Raw genomic sequence first — 18,924 nt, 5'->3', positions numbered from 1 at the left:
CCTTTGGAGCTGTTAATGAATAAACATTTAAGCCAGTTAATAGAAATCGCAAACTTAGATAAAGAAATTGATTCTTTTGAACCGCGCATTAAAGAAGCTAAAAAAGAACTAACCACTATGGAAGAAGAAGAAGCCAAACTAAACAACCAAGCAGAGGAGTTAAACGTCACTTCTCGCGACATTTCACTCTCAATTCAAAAAAATGAAAATCACTTAGAGGATTTATCACTAAAACTTGAAGAAATCGCTAATAAAACAAAATTGATCAAAACTGAAAAGGAAAGCAAAGCTCTAAGCCTAGAAGAAGAATTAGCAAAAGAACAAATTACCTTTGCCAATGAAGAAATTGCGCGATTAAATGGGATATTAGACAATAAAAAAGAAGCTCTAAAAGAGCTAGAAGACAACATTAAAGCATTAAAAGAAAACCAAAAAGAAGTGGCACAAAAAGTAGAAGTAGAAGTACAAAAAGTCAAAGATGCACAAAAAAAAGTCTTCACCCAAAAAGAAGGACTTGTTAGCAAAATGGACAGAAAGATTATCTCTTTTTATGAGAAAATCCGCAAATGGGCAAAAAACACAAGTGTTGTTCCTGTTACACGCCAAGCTTGTGGAGGTTGCTTCATTCGCTTAAATGACAAGATCTACTCTGATGTAATCCGCTCAGATGACATCACCACTTGCCCACATTGTGGCAGAATCTTATACAATCAAGTTGAAAATTAATCCCTTAATGTATGGTTTATGGCTATTATATTCTAATGTGTGTGGCACACTTTTGCGCCTTGCCATTTCTCTTTTTTTTAAGTTTTAAGCAAAAATACAACACTTCTTTAAAAAAGCGTTTTTTTATTCCCGCACTTTTACCAAAGGGGAGATATTATTGGATTCACGCCTGCTCCTTTGGCGAAGTAAGATCCTTACAAAATATTATTAGCACTCTTGAAAACTCCCTAGCAGCGAATCAAAAAATTCTACTCACCACAACCACACAAACAGGTTTCACACTTGCAAACAAACTTTATCCAAACTGCACCATTACCTATTTGCCCTTTGAGAGCTTTATTCCTTTTTGGTTAAAAGGCAAAGAAATCATTAGCTTAACTCTAACAGAAGCTGAACTCTGGCTAATGCCCCTATTTTGCGCACATTTAAAGGGAGCAAAAACACTGCTAATAAATGCTAGAATCTCCACACGTTCCTATCCACGCTATTTACGATTCTGTTTTTTTTACACAAGACTTTTTAGCACTATCCAAAAAGTGTTTTGTCAAAGTCAAACTGACAAAGAACGCTTAGAATCTTTAGGAGCTCAAAATGTGGAAGTTTTTGGAAACCTAAAATTAGCCGAAATCCCACAAGTTAGTACACACTATACCGCCCTTAATACGCCTTTATGGGTAATTGCTAGCACACATGGCAAAAATAATCAAAGTGAAGAAGTGTTAATTTTAAAAAGTATTTTAGAATCCTTTTTTAAAAAAAATACAAGACCAACTTCACAATGCATTGCACAAAATACAGAAAAAAACTCTCATCAAAATTTACCCAAAAATACACCTCATTTTCTTTTTGCTCCACGTCATCCAGAACGTTTTTTAGAAGTTGAACAAAAATTAAACAAAATTTTAACAACCAATAATCTCCCATTATTACAAAAAACCTCTGCACAAGGCATACAAAATGCACTAAATGCTCCTTTTATTCTATTGGATTCTCTAGGAGAACTCAATAATCTCTATGCAATAGCAGATACCGTGATTTTAGGTGGAAGTTTTCTGCCAAATATCGGTGGACATAATCCTATTGAACCTGCCTATTTTCACACAAAGTTAATTAGCGGTCCTTATATTTTTAATCAAGAAGCATTATTCTCCAGCATAAAAAACTGCGTAATTTGTGAAATAGAAGCACTTACAAAAGTTTTACAAAACCCACTAAAAAACTCTTATATCACGCAAAATCTTGATATTACAAAAATCATTCAAAGCATAAAGGAATCTTAATGCAATCCAATAAACTCCCAAAAACTCAAAAAAGTATCCTATCTAAGAAAATACCCAAGAATATAAAAAGGGATTCCAAACAAAGTTTTAAAAAAACCTCCAACAAACAAGCACAATCCCCAAAGACTCCAAAAAATACCCAAAAAGCTTACAAACTTCTAGCTCTACAAGAAAATATTTCTAATAATGAAGCAAAGAGCCTCATAGACAAAGGATTAGTAAGTATTAAGGGTAAAAAAATCTTAATTGCACGAGGTCTCCTTGCCCCAAACACACGCTTTAGCATTCAACAAATCCAAAGCATTAAAGAAATTTTTCAAGATAAGAATATTTTAGCCCTTGAAAAACCAGCCTTTTTGACAAGCGAAGAAGTTGCTAAAAACTATCCACAATGGACACTTTTACATCGCTTAGACAAAGAAACAAGCGGAATCTTATTGCTAGTTAAAGATAATAGCCCCTTTCACCTAGAAGCTAAAGAAGCCTTTAAGCAATTCCAAGTTTTAAAACAATACACCGCCATTGTAGAAGGAATCTTAGATGAAGAGTGTGAGATTACAGCACCCTTGATTATTAAAAAAGGCAAGTGCGCTAAAGTAAGTGTTAGCAAGACCAAAGAAGGACAAAGGGCTATTACGCATATCACACCCCTTGAAATCTTTGGCAAAAAAACAAAACTAAATGTGCAAATAAAAACAGGAAAAACACATCAAATTCGTGCCCACTTAGCCCACATCAAACACCCAATCATCGGCGATGTTCTCTATGGAGGAAAGCCCTCAAGTCGTATTTTACTCCACGCACACCACGTCGCCTTGCTAGGTTATGATTTCATATCTAGTGAGCCAAGTGAATTTATTTTTAAAGACAATCTTTAAAATTTAAGAATCCTTTTTGGATTCCGTATTTTGATTTTCCACAATCCCTAAAGTCCTCGCCACAACCCCTAATGTCATTCCTTGCACCAACACAGAAATAAACACCATAAAAAACACCACATTAAAGATAAATTGCGATTGCTCTAAATGATACACAAAGGGATAGGTTGCTAAGATAATAGGAACTGCTCCACGCAAACCTACCCAAGAGATAAATAACTTTTCTTTATTTCCATAGCGACTTTTTGCAAGGGAGGTAAAAACACCCAATGGACGCGCAATAAACATTAGCACAAATACAAGTGCTAAAGCCTGCAAAGCGACATCTGGCAACTGCGAAGGAAACACAAGTAATCCAAGCACTAAAAACACCACAATTTGCATCATCCACGCAATCGCATCATGAAAAGCAATAATATGCGATTTATAAGGAAAAGCAAAGCGATTTGTCATAATTCCTGCAATATAAATACTCAAATAGCCATTGCCTCCAAGTAATGCAGAGAGTCCAAAAACCATAAATAACCACGCAATACTAATAAGAGGATAAAGCCCTGGTTGTGAAATATTTGCTTTAGAGCAAATTTTTGGAAACACATATCCACACAAAAGTCCAATCGCCCCACCAATGGCAAACTGCCCTACAAACTGCATAAGCCATTCCCATATAGTTGCGCTCCCTTGCATTACAATTAGTTGTAATACAGTAATAGTTAGAAAAATTGCCATAGGATCATTGCTTCCAGATTCCAACTCTAAAAGAGGTTTAATATTATTCTTTAATTTTATTTCCCGAGAACGAAGCACCATAAAAACCGCTGCTGCATCTGTTGAGGAAACAATAGAGCCAAGCAATAATGCTTCTAAAAGTGTTACTTCCCACATAGAGTAAAAAAATCCAGCAAGAATAATTGCTGTAACTAAAACACCTAATGTTGCTAACATCACACCGCTAACCACCACAGGCTTAATCTGTTCCCAATGTGTATCAAGCCCACCGCTATACAAAATAAAAATAAGTGCAATAGAACCCACAGCTTGCGCTAGCAACGTGTTATCGAACTTGATTCCTACGATTCCATCACTACCTAAAAGCATCCCTAAAATTAGAAAAATCAATAATAAAGGTAATCCAATTTTTTCTGAAATCTTACTCGCATACACACTTGCAAATAAAATCACACCAATGGCAACAATATACACATTTAAATTATTAATAATCTCTAACACTCTCTCTCCTTTAAATCTTCACGCGTGACTGCAAAGCTCGAATAATGGAGAGCTGATCCACATTCTCTAAGCTTACTCCTGTTGGAACACCTTGAGCAATTTTGGTAAATCGCAAACCAAAACTCTCTAATTTATCTTCCAAATATAACATTACACTATCACTTCCAAGTGATGGACTAAATGCAAAAATAATCTCTTTTATCCCAAATTTTGTAATACTCTGCTCCAACTGCTTTAAATTAAAATTCTCAAGACTATTAAGCACAAAATACTTCCCAAAAAACTCTCCGCTCTCCTCTAGTAAAAAAATCTCCCTAGGATTTGCCACAATGCAGAGCTCTCCATTATTGCGTGTGGAATCTAAACAAATCTCACACACTGCTTGATTTGTGATCCCCCCACATTCTTCGCAAGTGCGTAACTCATGGACACAACACTCAATATTATGCGCCACTTGCAAAGCACTAAATTTATCCTCAAATGCCAAAAAATACGCCAAACGCATTGCTGATTTTCGCCCAACGCTTGGAATCCTCTCTAATGATTCCACAAGTTTTGCAAAATTTTCAGGATAAGATTTCATTTGCCTGTCACCAAAACTAAACTATATTAATAATTATAAATAAGTTATGATTAAGAATTTATAAATTGTTACAAGCAAACGATATCTTTATAAAAGGCAAAATTTAACCACTTATAAAACTTTATTACGATATAATGGCAGAATTTTATTTTGCATTAAATTTAGGAGTTATTATTGGAAGAGTTTGATTACTATGAAATCCTAGAAATTGAGCGCACAGCAAGTGGCGAAGAAGTAAAAAAAGCATACCGCAAAATGGCACTCAAATATCATCCAGATAGAAATCCTGATGATAAAAACGCCGAAGATATGTTCAAAAAAGTTAATGAAGCTTATCAAGTGTTAAGCGATAAAGAAAAACGTCAAATCTATGACGCTTATGGCAAAAAAGGTTTAGAATCTAGTGGCTTTGGTTTTAGCGATATGGAAGGTAGTATTTTTGATATTTTCAACTCTGTCTTTGGTGGTGGTTTTGGAGGGTTTGGTGGCACTTCAAAACAAAGAAGAAGTGATAAATATCCGCGTGATTTAGCAATGGAGCTTGAACTAAGCTTTGAAGAAGCGGTTTTTGGATGCAAAAAAGAAATTGAAATCTCCTATAAAAGCGCATGTTCTCCGTGCAAAGGAAGTGGCGCAAAAGATGGTAAAACTACCACTTGCAATACTTGCAAAGGAAGTGGCAGAGAGACATTTTCACAAGGCTTTATGACCTTTGCTCAAACTTGTTCCAAATGCCATGGAAGCGGACAGATGATGACAGAGAAATGCGAGAAATGCTCTGGAAAAGGATTTCAAGAAGAGAAAGAAAAATTTGAAGTTAAGATTCCAGAGGGAGTGGATAGTAACAATCAAATCCGCATACAAGGACATGGAAATAAAATGCCAGATGGCACACGAGGGGATTTGTATTTGGAGATTTTTGCTAAAGAAGATGCGCATTTCATTCGCCACCATAATGACATTTATCTTGAAGTGCCAGTATTTTTCACTCTTGTAATGCTTGGTGGAAACATAAAAATTCCAGCACTCACTAAAGAATTAGATCTAAAAATTCCAGTTGGCGTAAAAGATAAGCAACAATTTGTATTTTATGGAGAAGGGGTTAAGAGCGTCAATAGTGGCAAGAAAGGAAATTTTATTGCTGTTGTCAATATCATTTATCCAGAAAAGCTAGACGAAAGCCAACTAGAACTTCTAACACAACTCCACAAATCTTTTGGCTATGAGAACTCTAAGCCAATTTCCTGCCATGAAGGCTTAATGGATAAAATTAAAAATTGGTTTAAATAATGCAGTATGGAGGAATCCAAAATTCTCCACTAGGAAAAATTCTAGTGATTGATGATGGGGAAGTGATTTTAGAGGTTCGCTTTTTGGATTCCGTATTTAATGCTTCTTGTATTGATAATTCTTTGACAGAATGGCATTCTACACAAAGTATTCAAAATATCCTAGTGCAACACTCTTTAATCCAAAGCCAATTAACCCTTGCTACTTTTTCACAACTCCAAGAATATTTTTCCAAAATGCGCAAAACTTTCACGCTACCACTAAATCCAAAAGGCACAACATTTCAACAAAGTGTTTGGAAAATTTTACGCACAATTCCTTATGGAGAAACTCTAAGCTATGGAGAGGTCGCAAAAACACTAGGCAAACCAAAATCAGCACGCGCTATAGGAGGCGCAAATCATCACAATCCTATTGCAATCCTTATCCCCTGTCACAGAGTCATTAGCGCAAATGGCACAATAAATGGTTATGCAAGTGGCGTCCAAAGAAAAATAAAATTATTAAAACTAGAGGAATATAAGCCCAAAAAGGACTTATGGAGATTATAAAACAGCGTATTTTATAGAAATGCAATCTTCCAAACTAGATAGCTCATCAAGCACATTTTGTGAGACTGCATCATCAACCACAATAAGAGCTAAAGCTTCTTTACCATAGCGTCCTAATCGGAAGTCTGCAATATTAATATTGTGTTTTGCTAAAGTTGTCCCTATAAATCCGATAACACCAGGCGTATCATTATTTCTAAAGAGAATCATTTTACCTTTTGGCTCAATATCAAGGGCAAAATTGTTAATATTAACAATTTTTGGGGTGTTTTCATTAAACACCGTTCCACTTACACTAAATGTACCTTTTTGTGTGAGGAGTGTTAGTTTGATTTGATTTTTATAGATCCCTTTGGATTCCTTACCATCAAGTTTTATTTCAATCCCTCTCTCTTGTGCAACATAAGGTGCATTAACATAATTCACTTTATCGCCAACTGTCGCATTTAGAATCCCAACAAGCGCAAAAGTTGAAAGCGAAGAAAGATATTCTTTAATCTCCCCTTCAGCTTCAAGCGTAACAGATCGGACTTCATCTTTATTGACTTGAATGGCAAAAAATGCCATTTTTTGCATAAGCTCTAAATATGCTTTCATAAAACTTGGCAATTCGTTTTCTTTAATCGGCAAGTTTAACGCATTAGGAAAACTTGAACCACGCGCTGCTTCAAGTGCTGCTTGGGCTGCTTGGACTGCAATTTTTTCTTGTGATTCTAGTGTGTTCGCCCCAATATGCGGTGTTACATAAATATTCTTTGCATCTAGAAGTTTATTACTAGTTGCAGGCTCTTTTGTAAAGACGTCAATCCCAGCCCATCTTACCTTTTTAGACTTCAATGCCACTTCCAATGCATCTTCATTGTATAACCCACCACGTGCGCAGTTAATCAAAATCACTCCATCTTTCATTTTTGCAATTTGTGGTGTGTCGATCATATTAATTGTTTCTTTATTTTTTGGCGTGTGGATTGTGATAATATCACAACTTAAAATATCATCAAAGTTTCTTGTATAGGCAATTCCAATATCTGTGGCTTTAGTGGGATTGATATAAGGATCATAAGCAATGACCTCCATCTCAAAAGCTTTCATACGCTTTCCAACACGACTTCCAATATTTCCAAACCCAATGATTCCTAACTTCTTACCTTTAAGTTCTGTGCCATACCAATCTTCGCGCTTCCACTTGCGTTCTACTTTTAATTGTGTATTAACATCTGGAAAATTGCGAATCGCGCTTAGAATATGCGCACAGGTTAGCTCCACAGCAGCGATGGTATTTGCTGTTGGCACATTCATCACTACGACACCTCTTTTGCTGGAATTTTCAATATCTACATTATCCACACCAACACCAGCACGTACCACAGCACGCAATTTAGATGCAGAATCCAAAAAATCAATATTCACTTCCGTAGAGCTTCTAGTGATTGCCACATCTGCTTTGTATAACTCTCTCTTTAGTTCATCTTTTGGTAAATCCGCTAAATTTAATAGCGTCACTTCAGAATCTTTTGCTAACAAATCCAAACCACTTCGATGAATATGGTCACAAACAATGATTGTATATTTTGACATTAGCTCCTCCATTTTTAAGTTTTAGATAAAGTATAATTGATTGCGTAATGCTTCAATTTATCCAAAACACTGCGCAAATAATTTTCATCTTCTGTGGCAACAACTAGCCAAATATTTTCACCAATTTTATAGTAAGAATATTCAATGTTATGCGCCCCAAAGACTTGATTAATACAAAAAAACTGATAGTCATTAATCACGCCTACTGAAACCCTAAAGACTTCTTTTGTGCTTTTTTTGACACTATTTGCATACAAAAGCTTCACTTGCAATTCAGAAGCTGGATAAATAAATTCACGCTCATTCTGTCCAGAGAGGCGATTTAGCCAATCAGGAGAGGGAGAATGTTGTAAATCAGTGGGCTTAGCAAGCTCGTATGGTCCAATCTCTGGAAGCTCGTAGATATTCATTGCACCAATATAGTTACGAATCAAAATAAACAACAATATGCAAGTAAAGATTGAAAAAATGCCAATTAACAACCTTATTTGCATAGAGCTAAACTCCTAGTTTTAAGAAATTTGATCCTTAATAATATCTCCCAATGTCATCTTATCACTTGCATTATCGTTAAAATTCTTAAGATTTGTTCTTTCTTTTTGTCTCTCTAAACGACGAACAGAAACACGGATTCTATTATTTTGCGTATCAATTAAAGAAATCACGCCATTAATTTTATCACCAATTTTGATTTCTTCTTTTTTAAGTGGAGCTAAATCTTCATTGCGAATTAGCGCATCCATTTCATCATAGATTTTAATAAACACGCCAAAATCTTTGATATCTCTAACAGTCCCCACCACAGCATCATCTATTGAGTATTTTTTTGCAAATGCATCTACCGGAGAAGCAATTAATCCTTTACGAGTTAGAGAAATGCGCTCTTTTTGGCGGTCAATTTTAGCAATTTTCACCTCAATGTTCTCACCAATTTTCATTAAATCTTTGCATTTTTCATTTTTATTCCAATACGCATCTTCATTGTGCAATAGTCCATCAATTCCATCTAGTTTAATAAACGCCCCAAAATCTGTTAAAGTCGCAACAACACCTTTTAACACTTCACCTTCTTTGTGTTTTTTTGCAAATTGTTCAAATGGCTTATCTAGTAATTTTTTCAGAGAAACTCTTAGACGACGATCTTTTGGATCAATCTCAATCACTTCTACATCAATTTCTTGTCCAACTTTCAAGAATTCTTCTGGGTTTTGAATATTTTTATTCCAAGATATCTCAGAGATATGCAAAAACCCTTCAATATCGTTTCCTAAATCCACAAACACCCCATAAGGCTCAATATTACTAACTGTAACCTTAATCGCATCACCCACTTCAAGTTCATTTTCTACTTCTTTCCACGGATCTTCTGCTGTTGCCTTTATAGAAAGTGCTAAACGTCGCTTATCTTTATCATAGCTTAGGACTTTGATGGGCACTACATCCTCTTCTTTGTAAAGTTTAGAGGGATTAACAGGTCCTTTATAACTAATTTCTGTATAATGCACCAAACCTTCCACGCCATTGACATCAACAAACATTCCAAAGCTTGTAATTTTCTTTACCTTACCCTCTAAGATTCCTTCTTCTTTCAAAAGATTATCCACGGCATCTTTTTTTATTGTATTTTCAAGCTCAAATAGGCGTTTGCGTGAAATGACAATGCTATCCTCTTCTGGTTTTACATTAACAATGCAAGCTTTAATTTTCTTTCCTTCAACCTTGCTACCCTCTTTAAGTGCGGCGGCAAACTTTGGCATAAAAAACTCAATGTCCCCACTCTCAACAACATAACCACCCTTATTACGTCTAACGATAGTGCCTTCTATAATTTTATCTTTGTAGTCATTGCCCAGACTTTGGATATATTGGCGCACCTTTTCCCTGCGAATTGCTTTTTTATAGGAAACTATTGGTTGTTCATTGCGTCTTCCCATAATAATAATTGGCAGAGTATCACCCACTTTAAACAGCAAATTCCCTTGTGCATCCAAAATCTCATCGAGTGCTATGACACCCTCTTTTTTCTCTCCTGGAACCGCAATAATTACCTGATTATTTTCAATTGCAACGATATTTCCTTCCGAAACATGCTCACTTTCTTTTTTTTCAAACTGCTCAAACATCAAAGCAAAGTCTTCATTCTCATCAATCACAATCTTTTCTAACTCTTCTGTGTTAATTCCTACAACAGCCATCTATTATGCCCTTTTTAAAAAAATAAATCTTAAAATTCTAGTCAATCTAGCCTTTTAAAAGTATAAAATTAATAGTTTTTAATCGCATTGACAACTTTATCAATAATCCAATTAGGAGTGGAAGCACCAGCAGTAACTCCACATAAATGCTTACCCACAAACCATTTAGAATCCAATTCTAAAAAGTCTTCTATTAAATAGCAATCCTTGCAGTATTCCTTAGAGATATTATAAAGTTGCTTTGTATTTGAGGAGTTTTTACCACCAACAATCACCATCACATCTACTTCTTTTGCCAAATTCCTTGCAGAATCTTGATTGTCAAATGTCGCATTACAAATCGTATTAAATACTCTACACTCCGAGCAATGACTAATAAGATAATTAGCAATTTCTAAAAATAAATTAATATTTTTTGTGGTTTGAGAGACTAAAGCAACTTTATCGCGCAACTTCGCTCCTTTTAGCGATTCCAAGTCCTCTACCACCAATGGATTATTACTGCAATAACTCATCACACCCTTAACTTCTGGGTGTTTCATATCCCCAAAAATTACAATCTGATAGCCTTTTGCACTCATATCCTCACAGATTTTTTGCGGTTTTGTTACATAAGGACAAGTCGCGTCGGTGATATTTTTAGTTTTTTCTTTAAGCGTTTGTAAATCCTGTTTTGGAATTCCATGTGTGCGAATAATCACTTCTGCATCTTTAGGAATTGCCTGAATATCTTCATTAACTATAACATTAAAATTTTCTTTTAAACGATTAATTTCTTTTGCATTATGAATTAATGGTCCAAGCGTAATGCCATTTGGCTTTTTCTCTGCTAATTCAATAGCACGTTTCACACCAAAACAAAATCCATAGTTTTTTGCTAATTTTACTTCCACATTCACCCTTTTTGGCAAATTTGTGTAATTGAGCTAAGAATTTCTAAAAAATTTGGAAAAGAAACATTAATATACTCAGCATTCTCAATCTCCATTCCGCTTCTTAACCCAGCAATTGCAAAACTCATAGCAATTCTATGATCGCCAAAGCTACGCACACAAGCTCTTTTAAACTCTCCACCTTGAATACGGAATCCATCTAAGAATTCTTCTGCTTCAATTCCACAAAGCTTAAGATTTTCCACTATAGCCTTGATTCTATCAGTTTCCTTAACACGCAATTCCCCTGCATTCCTCACTATGCTCTCTCCCTCTGCACAAGCCATTACAATAGCAAGGGCTGGAATCTCATCAATTAACCAAGAAATTCTTTCACTAAGTTGCACAGCCTGCAGGGATTGTGGTGCTTTAATATAAATATCACCAACACTTTCATAAGTCCTAGAAGTCTCTTTATAAGTAACTTCCACTCCCATTTTTTCTAAAACTCTAAAAGCTTCAATACGCGTTTTATTTAATAACACATTGCGTAAGATTCCACTAGCATTTGGAGTGATTGCAACCCCAATAGCAAAGAAAAATGCACTAGAAGGATCCGCTGGAACCTCTAAATTTAAAGGTTCTAATTTACCACTTAGCGGCTGTATTTTAATCTCTACTGCACCATTTTCTTCCACTTTCGATTCTATCTGCGCACCCATTCCAAGAAGCATTTTTTCAGTATGATCGCGACTTAACTCATATTCCCTGTAAATACTCTCACCATCGGCAAAAAGCGCACTTAAAAGCATAGCAGATTTTACCTGTGCGCTTGCAATCTTGCTTGTGTAGCAAAAAGACTTTAATTTAGGATTTCCTACCACAACTAAAGGAGCAAAATTTCCTCCACTTCTACCCAAAATCTCCGCACCAATGCTTCTTAGAGGATCAACCACACGTTTCATAGGACGCTTATTTAAATACATATCACCACTTAAAATAAAGATTCCATTTTGTGCACTCAAAAGCCCAAGATACAGGCGAATTGCTGTCCCAGCATTACCACAATATAGAATCGTATTTGGCTCACAAATGCTACTTGGAGGTGTTAGCAACAACCCGCCATTTTGTTTTTCAGCTTTTAAACCTAGTTTTTTCGCAATCTCTAGAGTATCTAGAGTATCCTCGCCTTCTAAGTAGTTACGCACGAAGCTTGGCTTATCACTTAGTAATGCAAACATCACACAGCGGTGTGAAATAGATTTATCAGGAGCAATTTTGTCCGTATCTAGCTTAAACCCTCGTGTTTTACTAACTTCTAGCTTCATCGCAATTCCACTCCAAAAGTTTTTTTAAGTCCATCTAGCACAATCTCCATTGCCACATTAATATCTTTTTCCTCAAGCGTTTTAACATCAGATTGCAAAGCAAAACGAATCGTTAAACTAATCTTATCTTGCAAAGTGGAATCCTCATAAATATCAAGAGGATAAAATCCTATAATACTAGGAATTTTCAAGCCCTCAATACATTCTCTAATTTTATAATAAGGAATACTTTTACTAAGCACTACACTTAAATCACGTTGCGTTTTTTGAAATTTTGAATACATCTGCACTTGTGGAATCTCTTCACTTAATAATTCCATATTTAGCTCACAGAGGTAAGTTTCACTTAGTCTAAATTCCTCAGCAACTTTAGGATGCAATGTTGCAATTAATCCAACTTCTTTATTTTTTTGAATAATCTTCGCGCACTGCCCACTATGAAAGAGTTTAATCTTGCTCTCTAATGGTTCTACATTAAATCCCCCAATCACACGTGCGATTCTATCACAGAACCCAAAAAAACTCCCTTTAACCCCCTTTGTATTAGGATAGCGTTCCTCACAAAGCAACCCACTTTGGATAAACGCTAAACTTGTGCCTTGTTCGCGCTTTTTATTATACACAGCACCAATCTCAAAAAGACTCACTGCATTAAAACCATTATTGCAATTGCGCTCCACAGCTCTTAAAAGTCCAAGCAAAAGTGTGCTACGCAAAGTATTGAGTTCTTGTGTGATAGGATTTAACAAATCTAGTACTTCATTAAGGACTTCAAATCCATAATTTTGAAGCTTCTCTCTCTCTTCAAAAATAAAATGCACCGCTTCATTAAACCCTACTCCAATGGCTTTTTGTGCAATTTTTCTTTTAAAATAATATTCTCTTGAAGCATCTCCATTTTGATGCTTTTGCACAAAAGAAAGTGGTGTGCTAGGCACATTATCAATTCCATAAAAGCGGATAATCTCCTCGGCTACATCTTGCAAACTAACAATATCATGACGAAATAATGGCGGTTTTGCAATGATAAAATTTTCATCACTTGTAATCTCCACACCAAAATCAAGCCTTTTTAGGATATTCACCACCCTTAGCTTCTCCACGTTTGCTCCAATAATGTGTTCTATTAGCTCCAAATCAATTGTGATTGGATTCTTTGGTTGCATTTCAATAAGCTCTTGAGTATCTGTATATAAAATCCCATCTTCTCCCAAAAGCAAACTAGAAAGCACAGAGAGTCCGACTTTTAAATCCGTACAACTCCCACGAGATGATCGCTGAAACACCTTAGTATCCACTTTTGCCTTTGTTTCCATTACTTTTTGTGCAATGATTTCTGGAGCAATATAGCTTGCCTCAAGCACAATAAATTCTCTTTCTTTCACATAAGCTTCCTTACTTACATGAGTGCAAAGATTCACACCAATAGTAGATAGCTTCTCATTTTCATAATAAATGCTCTCTAATCCAAACTCATCTTTTTTAAGTGTCAAAACCACTTTTTGCCCATCAAGCTGACAGAAACTTTGTGGATAAGCATTTAAAATCACACCACTAAAGAGTGTGCTAAAACTTAGTGCATCTTTTAGCCAAGCATTCTCTAAGATTCCATTATATCCTAAAAGCAAATTTACGCATAATGGCAATGTGCTAGGCTTTGCCTCTATTGCCTGAAAGAGCAAGGAAGCATCATGTTTATTATTTGCTACAATTTGCAACACACGCCCAATTCCTGGAGCATTATCAGAGACTTTTGGCGGATTTAGTGGTTTTAATTCAAGTTCAAATGCCACACTTAAATCCCTAGCAATCCCCATAAGACTCATACAATCCCCACGATTGGGTGTAATAGAAATCTCATACACCTCATCATTAAACATAGGATATTCGCTAAGTTCCTTACCGACGACTAACTCACCAATGCTAGAATCTAGTTCTACGATTCCATCATTCACCTTTGGAAATCCTAGCTCTGTGGTTGAGCAAAGCATTCCGCAACTCTCTATACCCCTAAGCACTGCTTTTTTAATGGTAACATTTGGTAGCTCTGCCCCTTCTAAAGCAACAGCAACATAAATTCCCTTTCGTGCATTTGGAGCGCCACACACGATTTGACGCGTTTCATACGCACCTTCCACACCACCAATTGCCACCTGTGTAACATTTAGTTTCGTAGCATCTGGATGTTTTTGACACTCCAAAATTTTTCCAACAACCACTCTCTTTGGCGCGACCACAGCACAAAAAGATTCCACTTCTAATCCAATCTTATTCAAAGTGCTATACATCATCGCACTAGTGATATTCTCTAGCGACAAAATATGGCTTAAAATACTGCGTGTAAAAATCATTTAAATTGCTCCAAAATTCTTAAATCACTCTCAAAAAATGCCCTTAAATCTGGCACACTATATGCAAGCATGGCAAAGCGCTCCACGCCTAACCCAAAAGCATATCCGCTCACATTCTCATAACCCACAGCCCTAAAAACATTATCATCTACAACGCCACATCCTAGCACTTCTAACCAACCAGTATGCGAACATACACGACAGCCCTCACCCTTACAAAAAATACAACTCATATCCACTTCTGCACTAGGTTCTGTAAAAGGAAAGAAGCTAGAGCGAAATCGGACATTCACATCACCAAACATATATTGCAAAAAATCTTCTAAGATGAATTTCAAATGCGCAAAACTCACAGAATCTTTACCTTTTTCAACAACCAAGCCCTCTACTTGGTGAAACATTGGAGTATGCGTCAAATCATAATCACACCGAAACACACTCCCTGGACAAATCATACGGATAGGTGGTTGTTCAGATTCCATTGCGCGAATCTGCACTGGCGAAGTGTGCGTACGCAACAACTTACCATCTTTAAAATAAAATGTATCCTGCATATCTCTTGCAGGGTGATATTTGGGTAAATTTAGCGCTTCAAAATTGTGAAAATCATCTTCTACTAAAGGACCCATTTTTAATGCGAAATTCATTCCTAAAAAATACTCTACAATTCTGTCTAACATCAACATTACAGGGTGATTAGCACCTTTTAAACTACTAGAGTTAAAGAGCGAAACATCAATCTTCTCTGCATTTAACTTTGCTTCTAACTCTTTTAGATTTAACACTTCTTTCTTATCTGCTAAGGCTTTTTCAAAACGTATTTTTAAAGTGTTTAACTCTTTTGCAAGCGTCTTTTTAATCTCCCCATCACAATTTTTTAGTTCCGCAAACTTTGCAGTTAAACTTCCCTTTTTTCCCATTACCAAAATACGGATTTCTTCTAGTTCCGTTGTTGTTTGCGCATTATCAATCCTAGAAAATATAGCTTCCATTGTTTTCCTGCTCTTATGAAGTAATAGTGAGTATTGTATTAAAAAATATTTTTACTTTGCTTAATATTTTAGGTAAAATTACAGAAATTCAATACAACAAAAAAGGTTAGAAAATGAGTGTGTTTGAAAAAATTATTAAAGGAGAGATTCCTTGCAACAAAGTGTTAGAAAACGATGATTTTTTAGCATTTCACGATATTGCGCCCAAAGCTCCTGTGCATGTTTTAGCAATTCCTAAAAAATTTGCAAAAGATTTTCAAGAATTAAATCCTCAAGAAATGGTAGGATTAACAAATTTCATTCAAGAAGTTGCTAGGCTTTTAGGGCTTGATAAAAGTGGTTACCGCATTATTAGCAATGTGGGTATTGATGGCGGACAAGAGATTCCATATTTGCACTTCCATATTTTAGGTGGAGCAAAGTTGCGTTGGGATAATCTCGCACAAAACATCTCTGAAAAAGAGCGCCTAGAAGAAGCTAAAAAAGGAATGTAATTACAATAAGGAGTTTATAATGAAAAATTTATTTGTGATTTTAGTCACTTACACAAAGCCACTAGACACGATTGAAAGTATTTTACAAGATCATCGAGCATTCTTAAAAAAAGGCTATGAGAGCGGACATTTGTTAGCTAGCGGACCACAAAATCCAAGAGTAGGTGGAGTCATAATTGGAAAATTTGATTCTAAAGAGTCGGCAGAGACATTTTTTAAATACGACCCTTTTGCGCAAAACGGTGCTGCAACCTATCAAGTTTTAGAATTCACACCCGTGCTACACCATGAGTTTTTAGAGAGTTTTTTGAAAAGCTAGTTTTTGTTAAGATTTTAACGCTTACACATTAGAATCTTAAACTTTAAAGAAGTCTCTATACCACGTTACAAAATTTTTGATTCCTATTTGGATGCTAGTGTTTGGTTTATAACCAAGCTCACGCACGAGGTCATCAACATTTGCATAAGTGGCTGGCACATCTCCGGGTTGTAGAGGAAGCATATTTTTTTGTGCTTGAACTCCAAGTTCTTTTTCAATTGCTTCAATAAAATCCATTAAACGTACAGGGTTATTGTTACCGATATTATAAATCTTATAGGGTGCTTTTGAACTATGCAAATCTGGAGCTTTTCCACTCCACTCCGCATTTGGCTCTGCGTTATTATCAATCACACACACAACACCTTCTACAATATCATCTATATAAGTAAAATCCCTTAGCATTTCTCCATGGTTAAACACATCAATAGGTCTACCCTCTAAAATCGCCTTTGTAAATAAAAACAATGCCATATCCGGACGCCCCCAAGGACCATAGACCGTAAAGAATCGCAAACCTGTCGTTGGAAGCCCAAAAAGATAGGAATAAGTGTGTGCCATTAACTCATTGCTCTTTTTACTTGCTGCATAAAGGCTAATAGGATGATCCACATTATCACTTGTGCTAAAAGGCATATTTTCATTTAATCCATACACTGAAGAACTTGAAGCATAGGCTAAATGCTTAATATCGTGGTGTCTGCACGCTTCTAGTATATTCACAAAACCCACAATATTGCTCTCTATATACGCATAAGGATTTACCAAAGAGTAGCGCACTCCAGCTTGTGCGGCAAGATTACAAACTTTATCAAACTTCTCATCTTTAAAGAGTTTAAAAAGATTCTCTCTATCCTCTAAACTCAACTTAACAAAGCGATAATTTGGATATTTTAAACTCTGCACTAAAGCATTATACGCAATACTCCCTTGTGTGATTCCAACATTCTCCAAGCGTCCATACTTAATGCGCACATCATAGTAATCATTAATACAATCTAATCCTATAACCTCATCTCCACGTTCTAATAATCTCTTTGCAAGAAACGACCCAATAAACCCTGCTGTTCCTGTTACTAAAATCTTCATTGTTTGTTACTGCTCTAAAACCTTAAAATATTGTTCCATAAAAATCTGATTTGCCAGTCCATTAAACTTATGGATTCCAAGCACATCAAGACTTAATTCCACTGCATTGACCACCCAAGAAATCTCACTAATATCAATGATTCCCATATGGTTGATTCTAAAAATCTTTCCTTTTAAATCATCTTGCCCACCGGCAATATTTACATTATAAGTATTTTTTAACACTTTTCTAATCGTATCACTTTGTTCATGATACACACAAGTCATACTCAAAGCAGAAATTGTGGGGTAAATCTTTAGTCCAATACCCTCCATTGCTGCATCACACGCTATAGAACGTGCTTTTGTTTGATGATAAATCGTATCATAGCCGATTTCCTTTGCCTTTTCTAAAAATGCACAGAGTCCGATAATGATAGTCGTTGGTGCTGTCCATGCTGTTGTATTTTTAACTTGATTTTTAAGCTCTGTTTTTAAATTAAAATAAAATCCTACATCACGTTCTTGTATTTTATCGATTGCTTTTTGACTAAGCCCAATAAGACTTAATCCCGGTGGCAACATAAAAGCCTTTTGTGAGCCACCAATTAGCGCATCTACATACCTTACATCAAGTTCTTCAACTCCCACTGCTGTAATTCCATCAACAATCACCATAATTTCTGGATTATACTCTTTTACCGCCTTTGCAAGCACTTCATAAGGATGTCTTAGCCCTCCTGCACTCTCACAAGCTTGAATGCAAAACGCATCAATATCAGGATTCGCCTTTAGTGCATAAGTAACTTGTTCTAAACTTACTGGAATATCCCAAGGATTCTTAATTTCAACATTAGGAATCTTAAACGCCTTAGCAATCTTGCCAAATCTCTCTCCAAATTTTCCGCTATTAACACTTAATAATTTTCTTGCACACAATGAAGTTACACAAGCTTCCATTGCTCCACTGCCAGAGCTTGCAAGCATTAGCACTTCAGGCAAACCAATCACTTCCTTTAAGAGTGTACGTGTTCTAGCGAAAATCTCTTCAAATTCTGGTGTGCGATGATGAATCGTAGGCTCACTCATTGCCACACGAACAAATTCTGGGACAGGCGTTGGACCTGGAGTAAAAAGCAACATAAAATCTCCTCCAAAAATAAATTTTCGCAATTATATCTTAAGTTTT

General features: G+C 35.9%; 18 protein-coding genes. 7 read left to right on the top strand and 11 right to left on the bottom strand.

Translation table 11 applies throughout. The features are described from left to right. Positions 1 to 15 precede the first annotated feature (15 nt). From K4G57_RS02225 to K4G57_RS02215, 3 genes are read left to right on the top strand one after another with little or no spacing between them, the layout of a single operon-like run. Positions 16 to 726 (top strand): zinc ribbon domain-containing protein, encoded by a 711-nt coding sequence (locus K4G57_RS02225; RefSeq protein WP_221531530.1) that lies wholly within the window; start codon positions 16 to 18, stop codon positions 724 to 726. An 11-nt stretch (positions 727 to 737) separates the two neighbouring features. After that, a complete protein-coding gene (waaA, locus tag K4G57_RS02220; protein ID WP_221531531.1) occupies positions 738 to 2,006 on the top strand; it encodes a lipid IV(A) 3-deoxy-D-manno-octulosonic acid transferase in 1,269 nt (422 codons plus the stop codon). Next, a complete protein-coding gene (locus K4G57_RS02215; RefSeq protein WP_221531532.1) occupies positions 2,006 to 2,884 on the top strand; it encodes an RluA family pseudouridine synthase in 879 nt (292 codons plus the stop codon). Before waaA ends, K4G57_RS02215 begins: the two co-directional genes overlap by 1 nt. Positions 2,885 to 2,887: 3 nt before the next feature. Here the strand turns inward: K4G57_RS02215 and K4G57_RS02210 are convergent, their stop codons facing one another. Together K4G57_RS02210 and recR are read right to left on the bottom strand one after the other, a co-directional pair. Then, positions 2,888 to 4,114 carry a potassium/proton antiporter gene (locus K4G57_RS02210; protein WP_221531533.1) on the bottom strand — a complete coding sequence of 409 codons (1,227 nt, stop codon included), beginning with the start codon at positions 4,112 to 4,114 and terminating at the stop codon, positions 2,888 to 2,890. Positions 4,115 to 4,124: 10 nt separating this feature from the next. Further along, positions 4,125 to 4,697 carry a recombination mediator RecR gene (gene recR, locus K4G57_RS02205; protein WP_221531534.1) on the bottom strand — a complete coding sequence of 191 codons (573 nt, stop codon included), beginning with the start codon at positions 4,695 to 4,697 and terminating at the stop codon, positions 4,125 to 4,127. A gap of 174 nt (positions 4,698 to 4,871) precedes the next feature. Here recR and dnaJ point away from each other — a divergent pair, with 174 nt between their 5' ends. Next, positions 4,872 to 5,987: a molecular chaperone DnaJ gene (gene dnaJ, locus K4G57_RS02200; RefSeq protein ID WP_221531535.1), complete on the top strand. Its 1,116-nt coding sequence runs from the start codon at positions 4,872 to 4,874 to the stop codon at positions 5,985 to 5,987. Continuing rightward, complete coding sequence (locus K4G57_RS02195) at positions 5,987 to 6,538, top strand: methylated-DNA--[protein]-cysteine S-methyltransferase (protein ID WP_221531536.1); 552 nt, start codon at positions 5,987 to 5,989, stop codon at positions 6,536 to 6,538. Before dnaJ ends, K4G57_RS02195 begins: the two co-directional genes overlap by 1 nt. Here K4G57_RS02195 and serA read toward each other — a convergent pair. The 7 genes from serA to pheS form a co-directional block, all read right to left on the bottom strand. Continuing rightward, the gene (gene serA, locus K4G57_RS02190) at positions 6,533 to 8,116 is read right to left on the bottom strand and encodes a phosphoglycerate dehydrogenase (RefSeq protein ID WP_221531537.1); all 1,584 of its coding nucleotides are present in this window, start codon (positions 8,114 to 8,116) and stop codon (positions 6,533 to 6,535) included. The genes K4G57_RS02195 and serA overlap by 6 nt on opposite strands. A gap of 14 nt (positions 8,117 to 8,130) precedes the next feature. Then, positions 8,131 to 8,610 (bottom strand): hypothetical protein, encoded by a 480-nt coding sequence (locus tag K4G57_RS02185; RefSeq protein WP_221531538.1) that lies wholly within the window; start codon positions 8,608 to 8,610, stop codon positions 8,131 to 8,133. Positions 8,611 to 8,628: 18 nt separating this feature from the next. Next, a complete protein-coding gene (locus tag K4G57_RS02180; RefSeq protein ID WP_221531539.1) occupies positions 8,629 to 10,311 on the bottom strand; it encodes a 30S ribosomal protein S1 in 1,683 nt (560 codons plus the stop codon). Positions 10,312 to 10,379: 68 nt separating this feature from the next. Next, a complete protein-coding gene (locus K4G57_RS02175) occupies positions 10,380 to 11,204 on the bottom strand; it encodes a 4-hydroxy-3-methylbut-2-enyl diphosphate reductase (RefSeq protein ID WP_221531540.1) in 825 nt (274 codons plus the stop codon). Positions 11,205 to 11,206: 2 nt separating this feature from the next. After that, positions 11,207 to 12,511, bottom strand: coding sequence for a 3-phosphoshikimate 1-carboxyvinyltransferase (gene aroA, locus K4G57_RS02170; protein WP_221531541.1), 1,305 nt, complete (start codon positions 12,509 to 12,511; stop codon positions 11,207 to 11,209). After that, positions 12,508 to 14,862: a phenylalanine--tRNA ligase subunit beta gene (gene pheT, locus K4G57_RS02165; protein WP_221531542.1), complete on the bottom strand. Its 2,355-nt coding sequence runs from the start codon at positions 14,860 to 14,862 to the stop codon at positions 12,508 to 12,510. The genes aroA and pheT overlap by 4 nt, the downstream gene beginning before the upstream one ends. Further along, positions 14,859 to 15,854, bottom strand: coding sequence for a phenylalanine--tRNA ligase subunit alpha (gene pheS, locus K4G57_RS02160; protein WP_221531543.1), 996 nt, complete (start codon positions 15,852 to 15,854; stop codon positions 14,859 to 14,861). Before pheS ends, pheT begins: the two co-directional genes overlap by 4 nt. 113 nt (positions 15,855 to 15,967) lie before the next feature. On the opposite strand from pheS, the gene K4G57_RS02155 reads away from it, so the two are divergent. Next, on the top strand, positions 15,968 to 16,348 hold the full coding sequence (locus K4G57_RS02155; protein WP_221531544.1) for a histidine triad nucleotide-binding protein: 381 nt from the start codon (positions 15,968 to 15,970) through the stop codon (positions 16,346 to 16,348). 19 nt (positions 16,349 to 16,367) lie between these two features. Beyond that, positions 16,368 to 16,667, top strand: a complete 300-nt coding sequence (locus K4G57_RS02150; RefSeq protein ID WP_221531545.1) for a YciI family protein — start codon at positions 16,368 to 16,370, stop codon at positions 16,665 to 16,667. A 36-nt stretch (positions 16,668 to 16,703) separates the two neighbouring features. Here K4G57_RS02150 and K4G57_RS02145 read toward each other — a convergent pair whose 3' ends face one another. Continuing rightward, entirely contained in the window at positions 16,704 to 17,756 is a 1,053-nt protein-coding gene (locus K4G57_RS02145) for an NAD-dependent epimerase (RefSeq protein WP_221531546.1), read from the bottom strand. A gap of 6 nt (positions 17,757 to 17,762) precedes the next feature. Then, positions 17,763 to 18,878: a pyridoxal-phosphate-dependent aminotransferase family protein gene (locus tag K4G57_RS02140; protein WP_221531547.1), complete on the bottom strand. Its 1,116-nt coding sequence runs from the start codon at positions 18,876 to 18,878 to the stop codon at positions 17,763 to 17,765. Positions 18,879 to 18,924 lie beyond the last annotated feature (46 nt).

It is taken from the genome of Helicobacter turcicus, assembly GCF_019711685.1.
Lineage (GTDB): Bacteria > Campylobacterota > Campylobacteria > Campylobacterales > Helicobacteraceae > Helicobacter_D > Helicobacter_D turcicus.
Note: the sequence above shows the minus strand (reverse complement) of the source record. Positions and strands in the feature narration are given on the sequence as shown.